The following is a 16,997-nucleotide window of genomic DNA, read 5'->3' on the forward strand; positions in this document are numbered from 1 at the left end:
AGATCGGTGTCGGCCTCGTCGGTCTGCACGGACTGCGTCTTCGGCCGGGCCGGCGCGGGCAGCCCCACCCGCTCCCACGGCACCGGCCAGGCCAGCGCGTCGTCGGCGGGCTTCGGCCCCTCCGTGGCGTCCGGGCTGCGACCGCCGACCCGACCGCTCTGGAACGGCATCAGCGTCGAGGCGCCGCTGCGCACGAAGGCACGGCCGGGCTGGTTCTTCTGGATCCGCGCCGCGTCCGGAGCGTCGATCACGTCGCGGCTGTCGTTCTCGTCGGTGACCCGCAGGGAGATCCGCAGGTTGGTGTTGGCCCGGATGTCCGCGGACACCACGCCGCTGGGCCGCTGGGTGGCGAGCACCAGGTGGATACCCAGCGACCGTCCACGCTGGGCGATGGATACCAGGCCGTGCACGAAGTCGGGGAGCTCGGCGACCATGCTCGCGAACTCGTCGATGACGAGCACCAGCCGCGGGATCGCGGGCAGGTCGGGCTGGGTGCGCTGCAGGGCCCAGTAGTCCTCGAGATCCTTGGCGCCGGGTACGGCGAGCAGGTGCTCGCGTCGGCGCAGCTCCGCCCCCAATGACACCAGGGCCCGGCCGACGAGGTGGTTGTCGAGGTCGGTGACCATGCCGACCGTGTGCGGCAGCCGCGCGCAGTCCTTGAACGCCGAGCCGCCCTTGTAGTCCACGAGCACGAAGGTCAGCTCGTCGGGGCGGTTGGCCACCGACAGCGACGCGACCAGGGTCTGCAGGAACTCCGACTTTCCGGAGCCGGTGGTGCCGGCGATCAGGGCGTGCGGGCCGTCGCGGCGAAGGTCGAGGCGGAACGGCCCGTCGTACCCGGCACCCACGACCACGTCGGTGGTCCGGCCGTGCGTCCAGCGCACCGCGATCGCCTCGGGGGTCGGCGGGTCGAGCTGGATCTCCTCGAGCAGCCGGGCCGATGCCGGTAGGCCGGCCGCCTCCTCCTCGGGGGTGGTGTCCCGCAGCGGCGAGATTGCCCGCGCGACGGTCTCGCACCACGATCGCTCGACCAGGTCGGGCGTGATGCCCGTCGTGCCCTCGGACGCGGTCTCCTGGATCCGGACATCGCCCGCGCTGCAGGCGACGACGGCGCGACACTCCTCGGGCAGCTGGCGGACCTCGTCCTCGACGCAGAGCAGCATCACCCCGGCGGCCGGCCCGCGACGCAGCAGGTCGACCACCGCCGGCAGCGTGCGCAGCCTCCGGGCGCCGTCGAGCACGACGAGTACGTCGGGGGTCAGCCGGACCTTGTCGCGTGCCGCGACCTCACGCTGCGCGACGAGGTTGCTCAGCTCGGCGAGCCGTCGGCCCACCGAGTCCTGCTGCGTGCCGAGAGCGAGCGCGTCGGGGTCACCGCCGATGCGGGCGTGCGGGAGCCAGCGCACCCAGCCCCAACCGGCCTCCCCCTCGGCGTCGCTGAGCACCGTGATCCGAACGTCGCGGGGGCTGTGCAGCAACGCGGTCTGGGCGACCATCCACTGCGCCAGGGGTGGAGCGGTCTCCTGGTCACCGGCGACACCGACCACTCCCAGCTGGCTGAGGTCGAGCCACGCCGGCACGTGGTCGAGCATCCGCGGCGGCGCCGCCTCATCGGTCTTCTCCCGGCGCTCCTCGACCTTGACCTCGGCCGCCAGCTCGGCCAGGCCGACCCGGACGCGGAGGTAGTCGGGGTCGTTGGACCGCCGCTCCCACAGCCGCGGGCCCGGCCCGATCGCCTGCATCAGCAGGGCTGCCGGGTCGGGACACGACATCCGCCGGGCGGACTGCTCGGCGAGCAGCCCCTCCTCGATGCGCTGGGAGACCGCGGCGTGCGTCTCGTCGTACTGCCGTTGCCTCTCGATCGCGTCCTTGCGGCCCTGCTTGCGGTCGCTGAAGAAGTTCGCCAGCACCATCACCGGCGACAGCAGCGCGAACATCAAGAAGCGTGGGCCGAACATCAGCGCCATCGGCACCGCCACGACCATCGGGATGACGACCATCACCCAGGGCAGGGGCCGCTTGCGCACGTCGCCGGGCTTGTCGGGCAGGTGGAACGACCGCTCGCGGTCCGGCGGCAGCATGCGCGGTGGACGGTTGAAGTCGACCAGCGCCTCATCCGGCCTGGCCTCGACGTCGGCCGCGGTGGTCTCGACCTGGGCGCGGCACAGCACGGTGCCACCGGCGACCAGGTACCCGTCGACCGGCCACTCGGTCCCGGCCTCGGCGACGGGCTCGCCGTCGAGGGAGGCCTGGAAGCCGGGGCCCGGGGTGACGGTCACGCCACCGTCCGCGGCCACCGACACCGTCAGGGCCGAGGCGGGCAGCCGGAGGTCGGGCAGCGACCAGCCGGCGGCGCCGTTGCCGATGGCGGTGTCGCCGAGTGGGAGGCGGTGGATCCGGCCGGCGCCGGGTCCGGCCACGACCCGGATCTCGGCGACCCCGTCCGGGGCGGCGCGGGCGACCCGGTCGGCCGGCTCGAACAGGGACAGCACGGCCCCGCTGTGCACGCCCGCCTCCCCTGCCGGGCGGGTGAGGTCACCCTCCTGGCCGTCGACCCACAGCGGGATCCGGCGGGCGAAACTCGCGTGGACCTGTTCACCGAGCAGGGCGACCAGAGCGGGCACCAGGTCGCCGAGCGGCTGAGCGGTGTCGAAGTCGACCATGGCGTCGACGGGACGGCCGGTCCTGCCGTCGACGAGGGTCAGGCCGAGCCGCACGCCGTCACCCCGTCGCTTCCGTCACTCACCCGTGCTCCGAGCATTCGGACATTATGCGCGAGCGGTCTGCGCGACCCGGTCGAGGACGAGGCTCTGCGGCGCGAACCCGGCTCCGTCACCGATCTCGATGCCGTCCGCCAGCGACGCCAGCGCCCGCTCGAAGCGCTCCGGTTCGTCGGTGTGCAGGGTGAGCAGCGGCTGGCCGGCGCGCACCCGGTCGCCCGGCTTGGCGTGCAGCTCCACGCCCGCTCCGGCCTGCACCGGGTCCTCCTTGCGGGCCCGGCCGGCGCCGAGCCGCCACGCCGCCAGCCCGACGGCCATCGCGTCGAGGCGGGTGAGCACACCGTCGGCCTCGGCGGTCACCACGTGCGTCTCGCGTGCGGTCGGGAGGTCGGCGTCCGGGTCGCCGCCCTGGGCCGCGATCATCCGCCGCCACGCGTCGAGCGCCGAGCCGTCGGCCAGCTTGTCGGCTGGGTCGACGTCGTCGCGGCCGGCGGCGGCGAGCATCTCCCGTGCCAGCGCGACGGTCAGCTCGACGACGTCGGCGGGGCCACCCCCCTGCAGGACCTCGACCGACTCGCGGACCTCGAGCCCGTTGCCGGCCGTGAGCCCGAGCGGTGTGGACATGTCGGTGAGCAGGGCGACCGTGGTGACCCCGGCGTCGGTGCCGAGCGCGACCATCGAGTCGGCGAGCTCGCGGGCGCTCTCGACGTCCTTCATGAACGCGCCGCTGCCGACCTTCACGTCCAGCACGAGGGCACCGGTGCCCTCCGCGATCTTCTTGCTCATGATCGAGCTGGCGATCAGCGGGATTGCCTCGACGGTGCCGGTGACGTCGCGCAGCGCGTAGAGCTTCTTGTCTGCGGGCGCGAGACCGGTGCCGGCCGCGCAGATCACCGCGCCGACGTCCTCGAGCTGTCCGAGCATCGCCTCGTTGGACAGGTCGGCCCGCCAGCCCGGGATCGCCTCGAGCTTGTCGAGGGTGCCACCGGTGTGACCGAGCCCGCGGCCGGACAGCTGGGGTACGGCGACACCGCAGGCGGCGACCAGCGGCGCCAGCGGGAGGGTGATCTTGTCGCCCACACCACCGGTCGAGTGCTTGTCGGCCGTGGGCCGGGACAGGGCCGAGAAGTCCATCCGCTCCCCCGACGCGATCATCGCCGCCGTCCAGCGGGAGATCTCCCGGCGGTTCATGCCGTTGAGCAGGATGGCCATCGCCAGTGCGGACATCTGCTCGTCGGCCACGGCACCGCGCGTGTAGGCGTCCACCACCCAGTCGATCTGGGAGTCGCTGAGCTCGCGGCGCTCGCGCTTGGCGATGATCACCTCGACGGCGTCGTGCGCCTCGGCCATGGTCGGTTCCTCTCGGTCCGGTGGGTGCAGCTCAGGCGACGGGCGTGCCCGACACGGCGACAGTGCGGTAGCCGCGGAGCACGAACGTACCCCGCGGCTCCGGCTCGGCCGCCAGGGACAGGTCGGGGAGGGTGCGCAGGAGGTGGCCGAGCGACTCGACGATCTCCATCCGGGCCAGCGGCGCACCCAGGCAGAAGTGCACGCCGGCCCCGAACGCCACGTGCAGGTTGGGGTCCCGGTCGACCCGGAACCTGTCCGCGTCCTCGAACACCGCCGGGTCGCGGTTGGCCGCGCCGAGCAGCGCGGCGACCTTCTGCCCCGGCTCGAGCTCGACGCCGGCGACCTGCACCGGCCGGGTGGCGGTGCGCTCGAAGAGCTGGAGCGCGGAGTCGTAGCGCAGCATCTCCTCGACGCAGGTGGCCAGCTGGTCCTCTCGGGGCGAGACCCCCGCGCGCAGCATGGCCACGAGCCCGTTGCCGAACACGTTGACCGACGCCTCGTGACCGGCGTTGAGGAGCAGCACGGCCGAGGCGACCACCTCTTCCTCGCTGAGCCGCTCGGTGCGCTCGGTCCCGTCGCCACCGGCCGGCCGCAGCGTCGATGCCCGCACCAGGTCGGACACCAGGTCGTCGCGCGGCTCGGCAGCGCGCTCGCGAGCCAGCTCGCGTACGACGGCGGCGAAGTCGGCGGCCGCGCCGACGGCGGCCTCGACGACCGCGTCGGACGGTGACACCTCGTACATCCGGACGATCGCCTGCGACCACGCACGCAGCTCCGGGGCGAGCTCGGTGGGCACTCCCAGGAGCTCGGCGATCACGAGCACCGGCAGCGGCTCGGCGTACTCGCCGATGACGTCGAATCCGGCCGGGTCGACCTCGGCGAGCAGCTGCGCGGCCAGCTCGCGCACCCGGGGCCGGAGCCGTTCGACGTGGCCGCGGTTGAACGCCGACGCCACGAGCCGGCGCAGCCGCGTGTGCTCGGGCGGCTCGTTCTCCATCATCTGGTGCCGGTGCAGCAGGTTGAACGGCTCCAGGTAGGCCGCGGGCTCGCGGTCCTTCCAGATCCGCCCGAGGCGCCGGTCGCGCAGCACGGCGCTCACGGTCGCGTGGTCGAAGGTGAGGAACGTGCCGGACTGCTCGTGCCACGCCAGCGGGCCGCGGGCCCGTTCCTCGGCGAGCGCCGGGTAGGGGTCGGCGACCAGCTCGGGCGACGTCAGGTCAAGCGCGGTCGAGCGCATCGGGTCCGAACGCATCCGGCAGCACCTCGCTCATCGGCCGCACCCCGGAGACGGTCCAGAGCAGCAGGTCGGGGCCACCGTTCTCGTACAACACCTGCCGGCACCGACCGCACGGCATGATCACCTCGCCCGAGCCGTTGACGCACACGGCGTGCGTGAGCCGGCCACCACCGGTCGCATGCAGCTGGGAGACCATCCCGCACTCCGCGCAGAGGCCGACGCCGTACGCCGCGTTCTCCACGTTGCAGCCGACCACGACCCGGCCGTCGTCGACGAGCGCCGCCGCTCCGACCTTGTAGTGCGAGTACGGCGCGTAGGCGCGTTGCATGACGTCGACGGCCCGGGCGCGCAGCTCGTCCCACCCGTCCTGGGTGAGGTCGCTCATCCGGCGCTGCCCTTGCGGTAGATCTGGCCGTCCGCCGCGGGCATTCGCAGCCGTTGGGCGGCGAACGCGAGCACCAGCAGGGTGGCGATGTAGGGCGTCATGCCGGTGAACTCTCGCGGCACCGCGTCCGTGAGCGAGAACCACGCGAGGAAGGCGACCGCGAGGAACGCGAACACGACCGACTGCCGCCTTTCGGCGCGGACGAACCGCCACAGCGCGAGGGCGATCAGGCCGATCGCCACGAGGAGCAGCAGCGCGTGGACGGTGTCGGCGGACCGGAGCGGGAGGCTGTCGGTGTAGCCGAACATCAGCGAGCCCGCCAGGATGCCTCCCGGGCGCCAGTTGCCGAAGATCATTGCGGCCAGGCCGATGTAGCCGCGGCCACCGGTCTGGCCGGTGACGAAGCCGCTGGAGGCGACCAGGGCGAGGAACCCGCCGCCGATGCCGGCCATCGCACCCGAGACCACGACCGCGACCCACTTGTAGCGCAGCACGTGCACACCGAGGCTCTCGGCGGCCTGCGGGTTCTCACCGCAGGAACGCAGCCGGAGCCCGAACGCCGTGCGCCAGAGGATCCAGCCGCTGAACGCGACGAGGGCGAACACCAGGATCGTGAGCAGGTTGAGGCTCGTGGTGAGGGCCGCAACGAACGATGCGACGTCTGAGATCACGAACCAGCCCTTGTCGGAGAGGCTGTCCGCACCGGCAGCCAGGCCCGGCACGGTGAAATCGGGCGGCCGGTCCAGTCCGGTGAGCTGCTTGACACCACCGCCGGGGAGGTTGGCGAAGTAGGCCTCGGCCAGGAACTCCGCGGCGCCCAGGCCGATGATGTTGACCGCCACGCCCGACACGATGTGGTCGACCCCGAAGGTGACGGTCGCCAGGGCGTGCAGGGCGCCGCCGACGGCTCCGAGCAGCGCCGCGCCGAGGACGCCGATCAGCGGGCCGTAGTAGTAGGTGAAGTACGCCGCGCCCCAGGTGCCGAGGATCATCTGGCCCTCGAGGCCGATGTTGACCACACCGGCGCGCTCGCTCCAGAGACCGCCGATGGCCGCCATCAGGATCGGACAGGTCGCCAGGATCGCCGCGCGCAGGCTGCCGGGCGAGTCGAGCTCACCCTGGCCGGTGATCAGCCGGACGGCGGACACCGAGACGATCGCACCGAGCGTGATGAGCAGCCATAGGTAGGTGAAGCTCCGGGTCCGTGGCGCGGCGCTCTGCTCGGTCGGGGAGGTGGTGATGCTCATGCCGACACCTCCTGCCCGGCCGTGGGCTTCTCGGCCTCGAGGCGCCGGGTGACGGCTCTCTGCTCGGCCGCTGCCTGCCGACGGCGGACGACCTCGTAGGCGACCACCACGGCGAGGACGATGACGCCCTGGGTGATCTGGACGACGTTCTGCGAGATGTCCGACTGCAGCGTGAGCCGGTTGGACTGCTCGTTGAGGAACGCGAACAGCACGGCGCCAAACATGATGCCCAGCGGACGGTTGCGGCCCAGCAGCGCCACGGCGATGCCGGTGAAGCCGAGGCCGGCCTGGAAGGCGGTGCCGTAGCTGTAGGCGGCGCCGAAGAACGACGGCATCCAGAGCAGCCCGGCGATGGCGCCCGAGATCATCATCGAGATGACGATCATCCGGCCCACCTTGACGCCGGAGGCGACCGCTGCGGTCTCGGACATCCCGGTGGCGCGCAGGTCGAAGCCGAAGCGGGTGCGGTTGAGCACGAACGTGAAGGCGATGCCCATGACGAGGGCGAGCACCACCAGCCCCCAGATCGCGCCGTCCCGCTCCTCGAATGGGAAGAAGCCCGGGACCCGGCTGCTCTCCGGGATGATCTCGGTGCGCCGGCTGTTGCCGGCGCGGATGCCGTAGGTGCTCAGGAAGTAGCCCACCAGTGTGAGCGCGATCGCGTTCAGCATGATCGTCGAGATGACCTCGCTGACACCCCGCGTCACCCGGAGCACGCCGGCGATGCCGGCCCACACCGCACCGGTGGCCATCGCCACGACCAGGCCGAGCAGGATGTTCAACGGCCCGGGGACGATCGCGGCACCGACCACGACCGCGGCGACGTACGACGCGAGGCGGTACTGGCCCTCGACGCCGATGTTGAACAGGTTCATCCGGAAGCCGACGGCCGCGGCCAGTGCGGACAGGAAGATCATGGAGGCCTGGTTGACGATGTTGACGTAGACGCGCGACGCCGGCGGCTCGAGGATGATCTGCCAGAACTCCAGCGCGCTGCTGCCGGAGAGCGCCACCACCCCGCTGGTGATGAGCATGGCCGCGACAACGGCCACCAGCGGCGCCACCAGTGCGCCGCCGACGCGCCTGAGCCCGGTCACGATGCCTCCTCGTCGTGGGCGCCGGTCATGGCCGAGCCCAGGTCCTGCGGCGTGACGCTCTGCGGGTCGAACTCGCCCACGAGCCGGCCGCGCAGGATGACCTCGATCCGGTCGGAGAGTCCGATCAGCTCGTCGAGGTCGGCGGAGATCAGCAGCACCGCCAGCCCCTGTCGTCGGGCCTTCTTGATGTGCTCCCAGATCGCGGCCTGGGCGCCCACGTCGACCCCGCGCGTCGGGTGCGCCGCGATCAGCAGCACGGGCTCGCCGCTCATCTCCCGACCCACGATCAGCTTCTGCTGGTTGCCGCCGGACAGCGCCCGCGCGTTGGTGTCGATGCCGGGGGTGCGCACGTCGTACTGGGAGACGATGCGCTCGGCGTCGGCGCGCGCCGCGGCGCGGTCGATGAGGATGCCCTTGACGGCCGGGGGCCGGTCCTGGAAGCCCAGGATCCGGTTCTCCCACAGCGGGGCGTCGAGGAGCAGACCGTGCCGGTGCCGATCCTCGGGGATGTAGCCGATGCCGGCGCCGCGGCGGTCGCGGGTGTCCCAGTTGGTGATGTCCTTTCCGTCCACGGCGACGGTGCCGGCGGAGGGCTTGCGCATGCCCATGATCGTCTCGACGAGCTCGGCCTGCCCGTTGCCCTCGACGCCGGCGATGCCGAGAACCTCGCCCTTGTGGATGGTGAGGTCGATGTCGGAGAGCAGCGCCCGGCCGAACTCGTCGTGGAGGGTGAGGTCGCGGACCTCGAGGAGGGTGTGCTCGGTGACGGTGGACTCACCCGTCTCCGGCGACGGGAGCTCCGAGCCGACCATCAGCTCGGCGAGCTGGTGCTTGGTGGTGCCCTCGGGCTTGGCAGCTCCGACGGTGGTGCCGCGTCGCATGACCGTGATGTCGTCGGCGATGTCGAGGACCTCGTCGAGCTTGTGCGAGATGAACAGGATCGTGTGGCCTTCGTTCTTGAGCTCGCGGAGGTTGTCGAAGAGGGCGTCGACCTCCTGCGGCACCAGGACCGCGGTGGGCTCGTCGAGGATGATGATCTTCGCCCCCCGGTAGAGCACCTTGAGGATCTCCACGCGCTGGCGTTCGCCGACGCCCAGGTCCTCGACCAGCTCGTCCGGATCGAGGCCGAACCCGTAGGTCTTGGAGATGCGGTTGATCTCGTCACGGGCCTTGTCGCCGATGCCGTGCAGCTTCTCCGCGCCGAGCACGACGTTCTCCAGGACGGTGAGGTTGTCGGCCAGCATGAAGTGCTGGAAGACCATGCCGATCCCCTCGGAGATGGCGTCCATCGGCGAGGCGAACGAGACCTCGCGACCGTTGACGGTGAGCGTGCCCTCGTCGGGCTTCTGCACGCCGTAGAGGATCTTCATCAACGTGGACTTGCCGGCACCGTTCTCGCCGATCAGCGCGTGCACGGTGCCCGTGCGGATGTCGATGTCGACGTCGTGGTTCGCGATCACGCCGGGGAACCGCTTGCCGACGCCGCGCACGCGAATCGCGTCGGTGGCCGCGGTCTCTGCAGCCATGGCACTCATCGAGCTCCCTCTCGTTGCACGTCGTTGTGCTCCCCCAAAGGACAGGGTCGAGACCACATGGGTCGGGCCCGGGGCCACACGCTACCGCGTGGTCCCGGGCCCGCGCCCACTTTGGCTCAGCCCTGGGTCAGGGCTTGTCCGGAACGGTGATGTCGCCGTTCTTGATCTGCTCGGCGAACTCGTCGATCTGGTCGGTGATGTCGTCGATGAACCCACCCGACGTGGCGTAGCCGACACCGTCGCTGGCCAGGTCGTAGGCCTGGTAGCTGGTCAGCGGCTCGCCGTCGTCGACGGACCGGATCATGTCGAACGTCGCCGTGTCGACGCGCTTGAGCATCGAGGTGAGGATGTGCGCCTTCTGGTCCTCCGACGCGGTGAGGTACTGGTCGGAGTCGACACCGATCGCCCACATGTTGTCGCCGGCCTCGACCGCGGCGTCGAAGACACCGGAGCCCGAGCCGCCGGAGGCGTGGTAGACGATGTCCGCGCCGCCCTCGTACATCGCGGCCGCCGCTGCCTTGCCGCCGGCCGGGTCGTTGAAGCCCTTGAGGTCCTCCTCCTCGATGTAGGTCACGTCGACGGTGATGTTCTCGTCGACCGCGGCCACACCGGCGGCGTACCCGGCCTCGAACTTCTTGATCAGGTCGTTGTTGACGCCGCCGACGAAGCCGACGTGGTCGGTCTGCGTCTTCAGGGCGGCGGCGACACCGACGAGGAACGAGCCCTCGTGCTCGGCGAAGCCGAGGTAGGCGACGTTGTCGTTGGGCTCGTCGGGCGTCGGGTCGAAGCCGTCGACCACACCGAAGTTGACGTCCGGGAAGTCCGGCGCCACCGCGTCGACGGAGAGGCTGTAGGCGAAGCCGGTGCCGATGATCGGGTTGTGACCGTCCTCGGCGAGGGCGCGGAGGCGGTCCTCGCGGGCGGACTCGGGCTCGCCGTCCTGGGCCTCGGCCTCGGTGCAGGTGGCGTCGAGCTCGTCGACGGCCTGCTGCATGCCGCGGGCGGCGGAGTCGTTGAACGACTGGTCGCCACGGCCGCCGACGTCGTAGGCGAGACCGACCACGGGCCCGTCGCCGCCACCGTCACAGAGGCCTTCGTCGCCCCCCGCGGTGTCGCTGTCGTTGGCGCAGCCGACCAGCGCCAGGCTGAGTACTGCGGATGCTGCTGCGATCTTGGTCAGGCGACGCAAGATGCCTCCTCAAGGTTTGCTGCGCCACCTTCGCGGGCGCCGAAATCAGGGGTCACCCTAGTGCCCGGGCACCGATCTGACAGGCAAAACCGGGGCGCGCCGCACAAGTGTTATAGCTCGGTGACCAGGGACCCGTCGGGGTCCGGGCTCACTGCGCCAGTGCCGCCAGCGCGACGGCGGCCAGCACGCGGGCACCCACGGAGATCGCGCGCTCGTCGATGACGAGGTCGCCCTGGTGCAGGTCGTAGGTCGGACCGCCCGGGGTGCGCGTGCCCAGGCGGCCCATCGCGCCCGGGATGGATTCGACATACCAGGCGAAATCCTCACCACCGAGGCTCTGCGGGGTCGACACCAGCCCGGTCGGGCCGAGCACCGCGGAGGTGGCGGAGGCGAGGGTGGCGGTCGCGACCGTCTCGTTGACGACCGGGGGCACCCCGCGCACGTAGCTGATCTCGGCGGTGACGCCGTACGGCGCGAGGATCTGCGCGATCAGCCCGCGGACCAGGTCCTCGGCGTCGGCCCAGGCCACAGCGTCGAGCATCCGCAGGGTCCCGGCCACCTCGCCGGTCGCCGGGATGACGTTCTTGGCGGCGCCGGAGCGGACCATGCCCCACACCAGGCTGGCGCCTGCGCGCGGGTCGAGGCGGCGGGACAGCGCACCGGGCAGCTCGGTGACGAGCTTCCCGAGGGCGTAGACGAGGTCCTCGGTGAGGTGCGGTCGCGACGTGTGGCCGCCGCGCCCGCTCAACCGGATGGTGATGGCGTCGGCCGCGCCCGTGATGGGGCCCTCGCGGAGACCGACCTCGCCGATGTCGATCGCGGGGTCGCAGTGCAGGCCGAAGACGTTGGTGACCTCGTCGAGGGCGCCGCCGGCGATCAGCTCGAGCGCGCCGCCAGGCATGATCTCCTCGGCCGGCTGGAACAGCAGCCGGACCCGGCCGGGGAGCGGACTGTCCCGGTGCAGGGCGGCCAGCGCGAGGCCGGCGCCGACCAGGGCGGCGGTGTGGACGTCGTGGCCGCACGCGTGCGCGACACCGGGGACGGTGCTCGCCCAGGGCTGCTGACCGAGGTCCTCCACGGGCAAGGCGTCGAGGTCCGCGCGGAGCGCGACCGCGGGCCCCTCGGTCTCGCCGACCTCGGCGATCAGGCCGCTGCGCGGCAGCAGCCGGACCCGGACCCCTTCCTCGTCGAGCCGCTTGGCGACGAGGGCGGTCGTCCGTTCCTCCTCCCACGCCAGCTCCGGGTGGGCGTGCAGGTCACGACGCAGGTCGACGAGCTCCTCGTGCAGCGCCTCGACGGCACTGTCGATGTGGACGAGCTCGCGGGGACGGGACACTCACCGCAGGTTACCGGAGCGTCCGGTGCGGTTCGCGATCCGGATGGCGTCAGCCGACCTGGCGGACCAGTGCCTGGGACTCCGCGACGGGCACGTTGACGGTGCTGTCGGTGGTGACGCTGGGCAGCGGCTGGGACCCCGGCGTCTCCGAGCTGGTCCAGCTCGCGCCCCAGGTCGCCGTGGCGGTCACCGGGAAGCCCTCGCCGTAGCCGGTCGAGCCGCGGGTGAAGGGGAAGGCACAGGCGCCGGCCGGGGCATCGCCGCCGCTGTAGGCGGTCGTGAACTGCTCGTAGGTGCAGACCTGGCCGCCGGCCGGGGAGCTGAGCACGAAGTCCTGCGCGTCGGCGGTGACCTCCGCCCACAGCGTCGGACTGATGGCGGCCCTGATGTTCCAGGACGGCTGGTAGCCCTCCGCCCAGAACATCGTGTCGAGGTTGACCAGGGTCGCCGCAGTGCCGGCGACCTCGGGATTGCGCTGGATCTGGGGGTCCGGGATGTCGAGGGACTGGTACGCCGCGTCGCGGAGCACCTCGATGTCCACGTCGGGATCGGGCTCACGCCCACCCTGTGGGACGAGGTAGACCATGTTCGGGATCGACCAGCCGTTGCCCTGCGCTGCCTGGCCCGCGTAGTCGACCATGCCGTCCCAGTCGCCGTCGTCGAGGCCGGGGCACTCGAGGCGGTACCAGCTGGCGTCGGGCTGGCTCTCGACGACCTTCTTGAACTTCTCCACCTCGCCGTAGCCGAGCACCCACTCCTTGCCGGAGTACAGCGGGTCGTCCCAGGCGTCCTTCATGTAGGCGAGCGCCGCCTGGGGGTCTTTCCACGGAGCCCAGTAGCAGGTGGGCGGGACCGAGGAGACGTAGCCACCGCCCCCTCCTCCGGACGGCGCCGCCGAGCCCGTGTAGGTGATCTGCACGCAGTAGCTGGCGCTGCCGCAGGCCTGGGCCTCGGCGTTGTCGCCGGCTCCGGCGTGCGCGGGGGTCATGGTCGCAACCATCACCCCGCCGACGGGCACCGCGAGCGCGAGCAGCCTGACCACGGACTTCAGCATGTTTCCCCCAGCACCTTCCGGCCCGTCAGCACGGGCCTGACCCGATGTCGATCACGCGGGTCACCGCCCAGGCGTCGGATACCCGGGTGAGGTGGCCCTGAAACTCGTAGAAGGGCGTCAACGGCTCTGCCGCCCGCCCGTTGGCGCGGCGGTCGACGGACTGGTTCGTCACGCAGGTCACGAGCCGTGCCGACGAGCCGCGGACCCGGACCTCGGTGACGTCGAAGCGGAGGTCGCCCTCGGTCGTGAGCTTGTTCTGCTCGAGGTAGTCGACGTAGCCGACCACCTGGCTGGCGGCGTCGCCCTGGGCCACCTCACCGAGGGCGGTCGGGTCGATCTCGGGCCCGGCGAATGCATCCATCCGCACCTGCCAGTAGGCCAGCCACGCGTCCACGACCGCCTGCTGCTCCTCGTCGGACACCTTGATGTCGCCGGGCATCGCGACGTGACCCTCGTCGTCGAAGGTCTCCTCGGGCGACGCGCTCTCGCTCCCGGTGGGGGACTCGCTGGGCGACTCGGCAGCGGACTCGGAGGTGTCGTCGCCGATGGTGGGCGGCGGGGCGGCCTCGTCCTCGGCGCAACCGGCGAGGGCGCACAGGCAGACCGCGAGCGCAGCCGCGCGCGTCCTCTTCATTCGCCAGGGCCCCCGAGGGTGTCGGTCTGTCAGAAGGCGTCGGGAGGAGAGTACACACCCCACACGTCGCGCAAGGCGTTGCAGACCTCGCCGACGGTCGCCTTGGCGCGCAGCGCCTCCTTCATCGGGTACAGGACGTTGTCCGTGCCCTCCGCCGCCTGCTTCAGCGCCGCGAGGTGCTTCTCGACCTCGGCGCTGTCGCGCTCGGCGCGCAGCCTCGCGAGCCGCTCGGCCTGCTGGGCCTCGATCGCCGGGTCGACGCGTAGCGGCTCGTAGGGGTCCTCCTCGTCGAGGCGGAACCGGTTCACGCCGACGATCGTGCGCTCGTCGGTGTCGATCTCCCGCGCGATCTGGTACGCCGACTTCTCGATCTCGTTCTTCTGGAAGCCGTGCTCGATCGCGGCGACCGCACCCCCGAGGTCCTCGACCTGCGCCATCAGCTTCCGAGCCTCGGCCTCGAGGTCATCGGTCAGCGACTCGATCGCGTAGGACCCGGCGAAGGGGTCGACGGTCTTGGTCACGTCGGTCTCGTAGGCGATCACCTGCTGCGTGCGCAGCGCGAGCCGGGCCGATTTGTCGGTCGGCAGCGCGATCGCCTCGTCGTAGGAGTTGGTGTGCAGCGACTGGGTGCCCCCGAGGACCGCGGCGAGCGCCTGGACCGCCACCCGGACCAGGTTCACCTCGGGCTGCTGGGCGGTGAGCTGGACGCCCGCGGTCTGAGTGTGGAAGCGCAGCGTCTGCGCCTTGGGGTTGGTCGCGCCGAACTCCTCGCGCATCACCTGGGCCCAGATGCGGCGGGCGGCACGGAACTTCGCGACCTCCTCCAGGATCGTCGTACGCGAGACGAAGAAGAAGGACAGCCGGGCGGCGAACTCGTCGACGTCGAGGCCCGCGGCGATCGCTGCGCGGACGTACTCGATCCCGTCGGCGAGGGTGAACGCGATCTCCTGCGCCGGCGACGCACCCGCCTCCGCCATGTGGTAGCCGGAGATGGAGATGGTGTTCCAGCGCGGCACCTCGGCCTTGCAGTAGGCGAAGATGTCGGTGATCAGCCGCAGCGAGTGCGCCGGCGGGTAGATGTAGGTGCCTCGGGCGATGTACTCCTTGAGCACGTCGTTCTGGATCGTGCCGGTGATCTTGTCGCCGGCGATCCCGTTGTCCTCGGCCACGATCTGGTACATCAGCAGCAGCAGCGCCGCCGGCGCGTTGATCGTCATCGAGGTGGACACCTCGTCGAGGGGCAGCCCGTCGAAGAGCAGGTGCATGTCGTCGACGGAGTCGATCGCGACGCCGACCTTGCCGACCTCGCCATGGGCGATCTCCGAGTCGGAGTCGTGCCCCATCTGGGTGGGCAGGTCGAACGCCACGGAAAGCCCCCCGGTGCCGTTGGCGACCAGCTGGCGGTAGCGGGCGTTGGACTCCTTGGCGGTGCCGAACCCGGCGTACTGCCGCATCGTCCACGGCCGGCCGGTGTACATCGACGGGTAGACGCCGCGCGTGAACGGGTACTCCCCCGGAGCGCCCAGCCGGGCCGCCGGGTCGAAGCCCTCGAGGTCGTCCGGCCCGTAAAGGGGCTCGAAGGGCAGTCCTGACTCGGTGTGGCCGGTCTCGCTCATGCTTTGGAGGGTACGGCGCCCGGCGGTGCCGGCGCACCGTGAGATCTCCCACCTGCGCGCACGAACGGCGCGGTCGGGCAGGATCGGGACATGCCTCCTCTGCCCGGCTCCGCCCGCGACGAGGTCGAGCGGCTCCTCGACCGGATCGACTCCGTCGACGTGCACACCAACGCCGTGTGCACCCTCCACCCGGACGCACTCGCCCAGGCGGAGACGCTGGACGCGGAGGTCGCCGCCGGAAGGGTCCGCGGCCCCCTGCACGGCATGCCGGTGCTGGTGAAGGACAACGTGGACACCCACGACCTGCCGACCACGGCGGGCTCGCTCGCGCTGGCGGACGCGCCGCCGCCGGCCCAGGACGCGGAGCTGGTCGGCCGGATGCGGCAGGCCGGCATGGTCGTGCTCGGGAAGACCAACCTGAGCGAGTGGGCCAACATCCGCGACGGCTTCTCCACCTCGGGGTGGAGCGCCTACGGCGGGCTCACCCGCAATCCCTACGGGCTGAACCGGTCCGCGGGCGGGTCGAGCTCGGGCAGCGGCGCCGCGGTCGCCGCCGGGTTGGCCCCGTTGGCGGTCGGCACCGAGACGGACGGGTCGATCACGTGCCCGGCCGCGTTCAACGGCGTGGTCGGGATCAAGCCGACCGTCGGGCTGGTGCCCACCCAGGGGGTGGTGCCGATCTCTCGCTCGCAGGACGCGCCTGGGCCGATGGCAGCCACGGTGGCCGACGCCGCAGCGCTGCTCGGCGTGCTCGCCGGTGGGCCGGAGGGAGGCACCGACTACGCCGCGCACGCCGTCCGGGGGCGGCTGGCCGGGAAGCGGATCGGGGTCCCTCGGGCGACGTACTGGGGCTACTCCCCACACGCCGACGCGGCCGCCGAGCGCGCGGTCCGGCTCCTGGCGGCGGAGGGCGCCACGATCGTGGACGGGACCGACCTGACGTCCATGGTCGACTTCGGGTTCGACGACGAGCTGGTGGTGCTGCTCGCCGAGTTCCGCAGCGGTCTGGCCGACTACCTCGCCGGCCGGCCCGGCGACGTGCCCCGGTCGCTGGAGGACGTTGTGGCGTTCAACCGAGCGAACGCGGACCGCGAGCTCCTGCACTTCGGGCAGTCGTTGTTCGAGCAGGCGCTGGCGGGGCCTGTGGTCGGGAGCGCGGAGTACGTCGAGGCGAGGGCCCGGTGCCTCGCGGCCGGCCGGGACCGAGGCGTCGACGCCGTGCTGCGTGCACACGAGCTCGACGCGCTGCTGACGCCGTCGTACGCGCCGGCCTGCCCGATTGACCTGGTCAACGCCGAGGCCCACCCCGGCGCGTGCACCCAGCCCACCGCGATCGCGGGCTACCCGTTGGTGACGGTGCCGACCGAGCTGGCGGCCGGCCTGCCGGTCGCGGTGTCGTTCTGGGGCACGGCCGGCAGCGAGGCCACGTTGATCGAGATCGCGCACGGCTACGAGGTCGCCCGCGACCGCACATCGGGGCCGTTGCCCGCCCCGACGTACCCGACCTTCGTGTGAGGACAGGGGCCGCTTCGGCAGGCCGGGAGCTCGGTAACCGATGTCACAAGCCTCACCGGCCGGTAACAAAGGGGACGTCGAT

Annotated in this window: 13 protein-coding genes; 1 reads left to right on the forward strand and 12 read right to left on the reverse strand. The window is 71.7% G+C overall.

Features of this window, described 5'->3' with window-relative positions; genetic code table 11:
• The 12 genes from VFH10_RS18180 to VFH10_RS18235 all read right to left on the reverse strand — a co-directional run.
• Positions 1-2,717 (reverse strand): FtsK/SpoIIIE domain-containing protein (locus VFH10_RS18180; RefSeq protein WP_325131139.1); only part of this gene is annotated, 2,717 nt, incomplete at its 3' end.
• Between the two features lie 51 nt (positions 2,718-2,768).
• Complete coding sequence (locus tag VFH10_RS18185; RefSeq protein WP_325131141.1) at positions 2,769-4,070, reverse strand: thymidine phosphorylase; 1,302 nt, start codon at positions 4,068-4,070, stop codon at positions 2,769-2,771.
• Positions 4,071-4,101: 31 nt separating this feature from the next.
• Positions 4,102-5,322, reverse strand: a complete 1,221-nt coding sequence (locus VFH10_RS18190; RefSeq protein ID WP_325131143.1) for a cytochrome P450 — start codon at positions 5,320-5,322, stop codon at positions 4,102-4,104.
• On the reverse strand, positions 5,288-5,692 hold the full coding sequence (locus VFH10_RS18195) for a cytidine deaminase (RefSeq protein WP_325131144.1): 405 nt from the start codon (positions 5,690-5,692) through the stop codon (positions 5,288-5,290). Before VFH10_RS18195 ends, VFH10_RS18190 begins: the two co-directional genes overlap by 35 nt.
• Positions 5,689-6,939 (reverse strand): ABC transporter permease, encoded by a 1,251-nt coding sequence (locus VFH10_RS18200; RefSeq protein WP_325131147.1) that lies wholly within the window; start codon positions 6,937-6,939, stop codon positions 5,689-5,691. Before VFH10_RS18200 ends, VFH10_RS18195 begins: the two co-directional genes overlap by 4 nt.
• Positions 6,936-8,036 (reverse strand): ABC transporter permease, encoded by a 1,101-nt coding sequence (locus VFH10_RS18205; protein WP_325131149.1) that lies wholly within the window; start codon positions 8,034-8,036, stop codon positions 6,936-6,938. The genes VFH10_RS18200 and VFH10_RS18205 overlap by 4 nt, the downstream gene beginning before the upstream one ends.
• Positions 8,033-9,562, reverse strand: coding sequence for an ABC transporter ATP-binding protein (locus VFH10_RS18210; RefSeq protein ID WP_325131151.1), 1,530 nt, complete (start codon positions 9,560-9,562; stop codon positions 8,033-8,035). Before VFH10_RS18210 ends, VFH10_RS18205 begins: the two co-directional genes overlap by 4 nt.
• A 136-nt stretch (positions 9,563-9,698) precedes the next feature.
• The gene (locus tag VFH10_RS18215) at positions 9,699-10,760 is read right to left on the reverse strand and encodes a BMP family ABC transporter substrate-binding protein (protein ID WP_325131153.1); all 1,062 of its coding nucleotides are present in this window, start codon (positions 10,758-10,760) and stop codon (positions 9,699-9,701) included.
• A 148-nt stretch (positions 10,761-10,908) separates the two neighbouring features.
• Positions 10,909-12,096, reverse strand: a complete 1,188-nt coding sequence (locus VFH10_RS18220) for an amidohydrolase (protein WP_325131155.1) — start codon at positions 12,094-12,096, stop codon at positions 10,909-10,911.
• Between the two features lie 49 nt (positions 12,097-12,145).
• Positions 12,146-13,150 (reverse strand): hypothetical protein, encoded by a 1,005-nt coding sequence (locus VFH10_RS18225; RefSeq protein ID WP_325131158.1) that lies wholly within the window; start codon positions 13,148-13,150, stop codon positions 12,146-12,148.
• A gap of 25 nt (positions 13,151-13,175) precedes the next feature.
• The gene (locus VFH10_RS18230) at positions 13,176-13,784 is read right to left on the reverse strand and encodes a hypothetical protein (protein WP_325131161.1); all 609 of its coding nucleotides are present in this window, start codon (positions 13,782-13,784) and stop codon (positions 13,176-13,178) included.
• A gap of 29 nt (positions 13,785-13,813) precedes the next feature.
• Positions 13,814-15,400: an acyl-CoA mutase large subunit family protein gene (locus tag VFH10_RS18235; RefSeq protein WP_325131163.1), complete on the reverse strand. Its 1,587-nt coding sequence runs from the start codon at positions 15,398-15,400 to the stop codon at positions 13,814-13,816.
• Positions 15,401-15,490: 90 nt separating this feature from the next.
• Between VFH10_RS18235 and VFH10_RS18240 the strand changes: the two genes are divergently transcribed.
• On the forward strand, positions 15,491-16,915 hold the full coding sequence (locus VFH10_RS18240) for an amidase family protein (protein WP_325131165.1): 1,425 nt from the start codon (positions 15,491-15,493) through the stop codon (positions 16,913-16,915).
• The last annotated feature ends 82 nt before the right edge of the window (positions 16,916-16,997 follow it).

It is taken from the genome of Nocardioides sp. (assembly GCF_035697785.1).
Classification (GTDB): domain Bacteria; phylum Actinomycetota; class Actinomycetes; order Propionibacteriales; family Nocardioidaceae; genus Nocardioides_B.

Bases quoted from the DNA above. Each gene is read 5' to 3' on its own strand.
- VFH10_RS18230 (WP_325131161.1), bottom strand. From the start codon at position 13,784: ATGAAGAGGACGCGCGCGGCTGCGCTCGCGGTCTGCCTGTGCGCCCTC.
- VFH10_RS18225 (WP_325131158.1), bottom strand. From the start codon at position 13,150: ATGCTGAAGTCCGTGGTCAGGCTGCTCGCGCTCGCGGTGCCCGTCGGC.
- VFH10_RS18240 (WP_325131165.1), top strand. From the start codon at position 15,491: ATGCCTCCTCTGCCCGGCTCCGCCCGCGACGAGGTCGAGCGGCTCCTC.
- VFH10_RS18200 (WP_325131147.1), bottom strand. From the start codon at position 6,939: ATGAGCATCACCACCTCCCCGACCGAGCAGAGCGCCGCGCCACGGACC.
- VFH10_RS18235 (WP_325131163.1), bottom strand. From the start codon at position 15,400: ATGAGCGAGACCGGCCACACCGAGTCAGGACTGCCCTTCGAGCCCCTT.
- VFH10_RS18195 (WP_325131144.1), bottom strand. From the start codon at position 5,692: ATGAGCGACCTCACCCAGGACGGGTGGGACGAGCTGCGCGCCCGGGCC.
- VFH10_RS18210 (WP_325131151.1), bottom strand. From the start codon at position 9,562: ATGGCTGCAGAGACCGCGGCCACCGACGCGATTCGCGTGCGCGGCGTC.
- VFH10_RS18185 (WP_325131141.1), bottom strand. From the start codon at position 4,070: ATGGCCGAGGCGCACGACGCCGTCGAGGTGATCATCGCCAAGCGCGAG.
- VFH10_RS18190 (WP_325131143.1), bottom strand. From the start codon at position 5,322: ATGCGTTCGGACCCGATGCGCTCGACCGCGCTTGACCTGACGTCGCCC.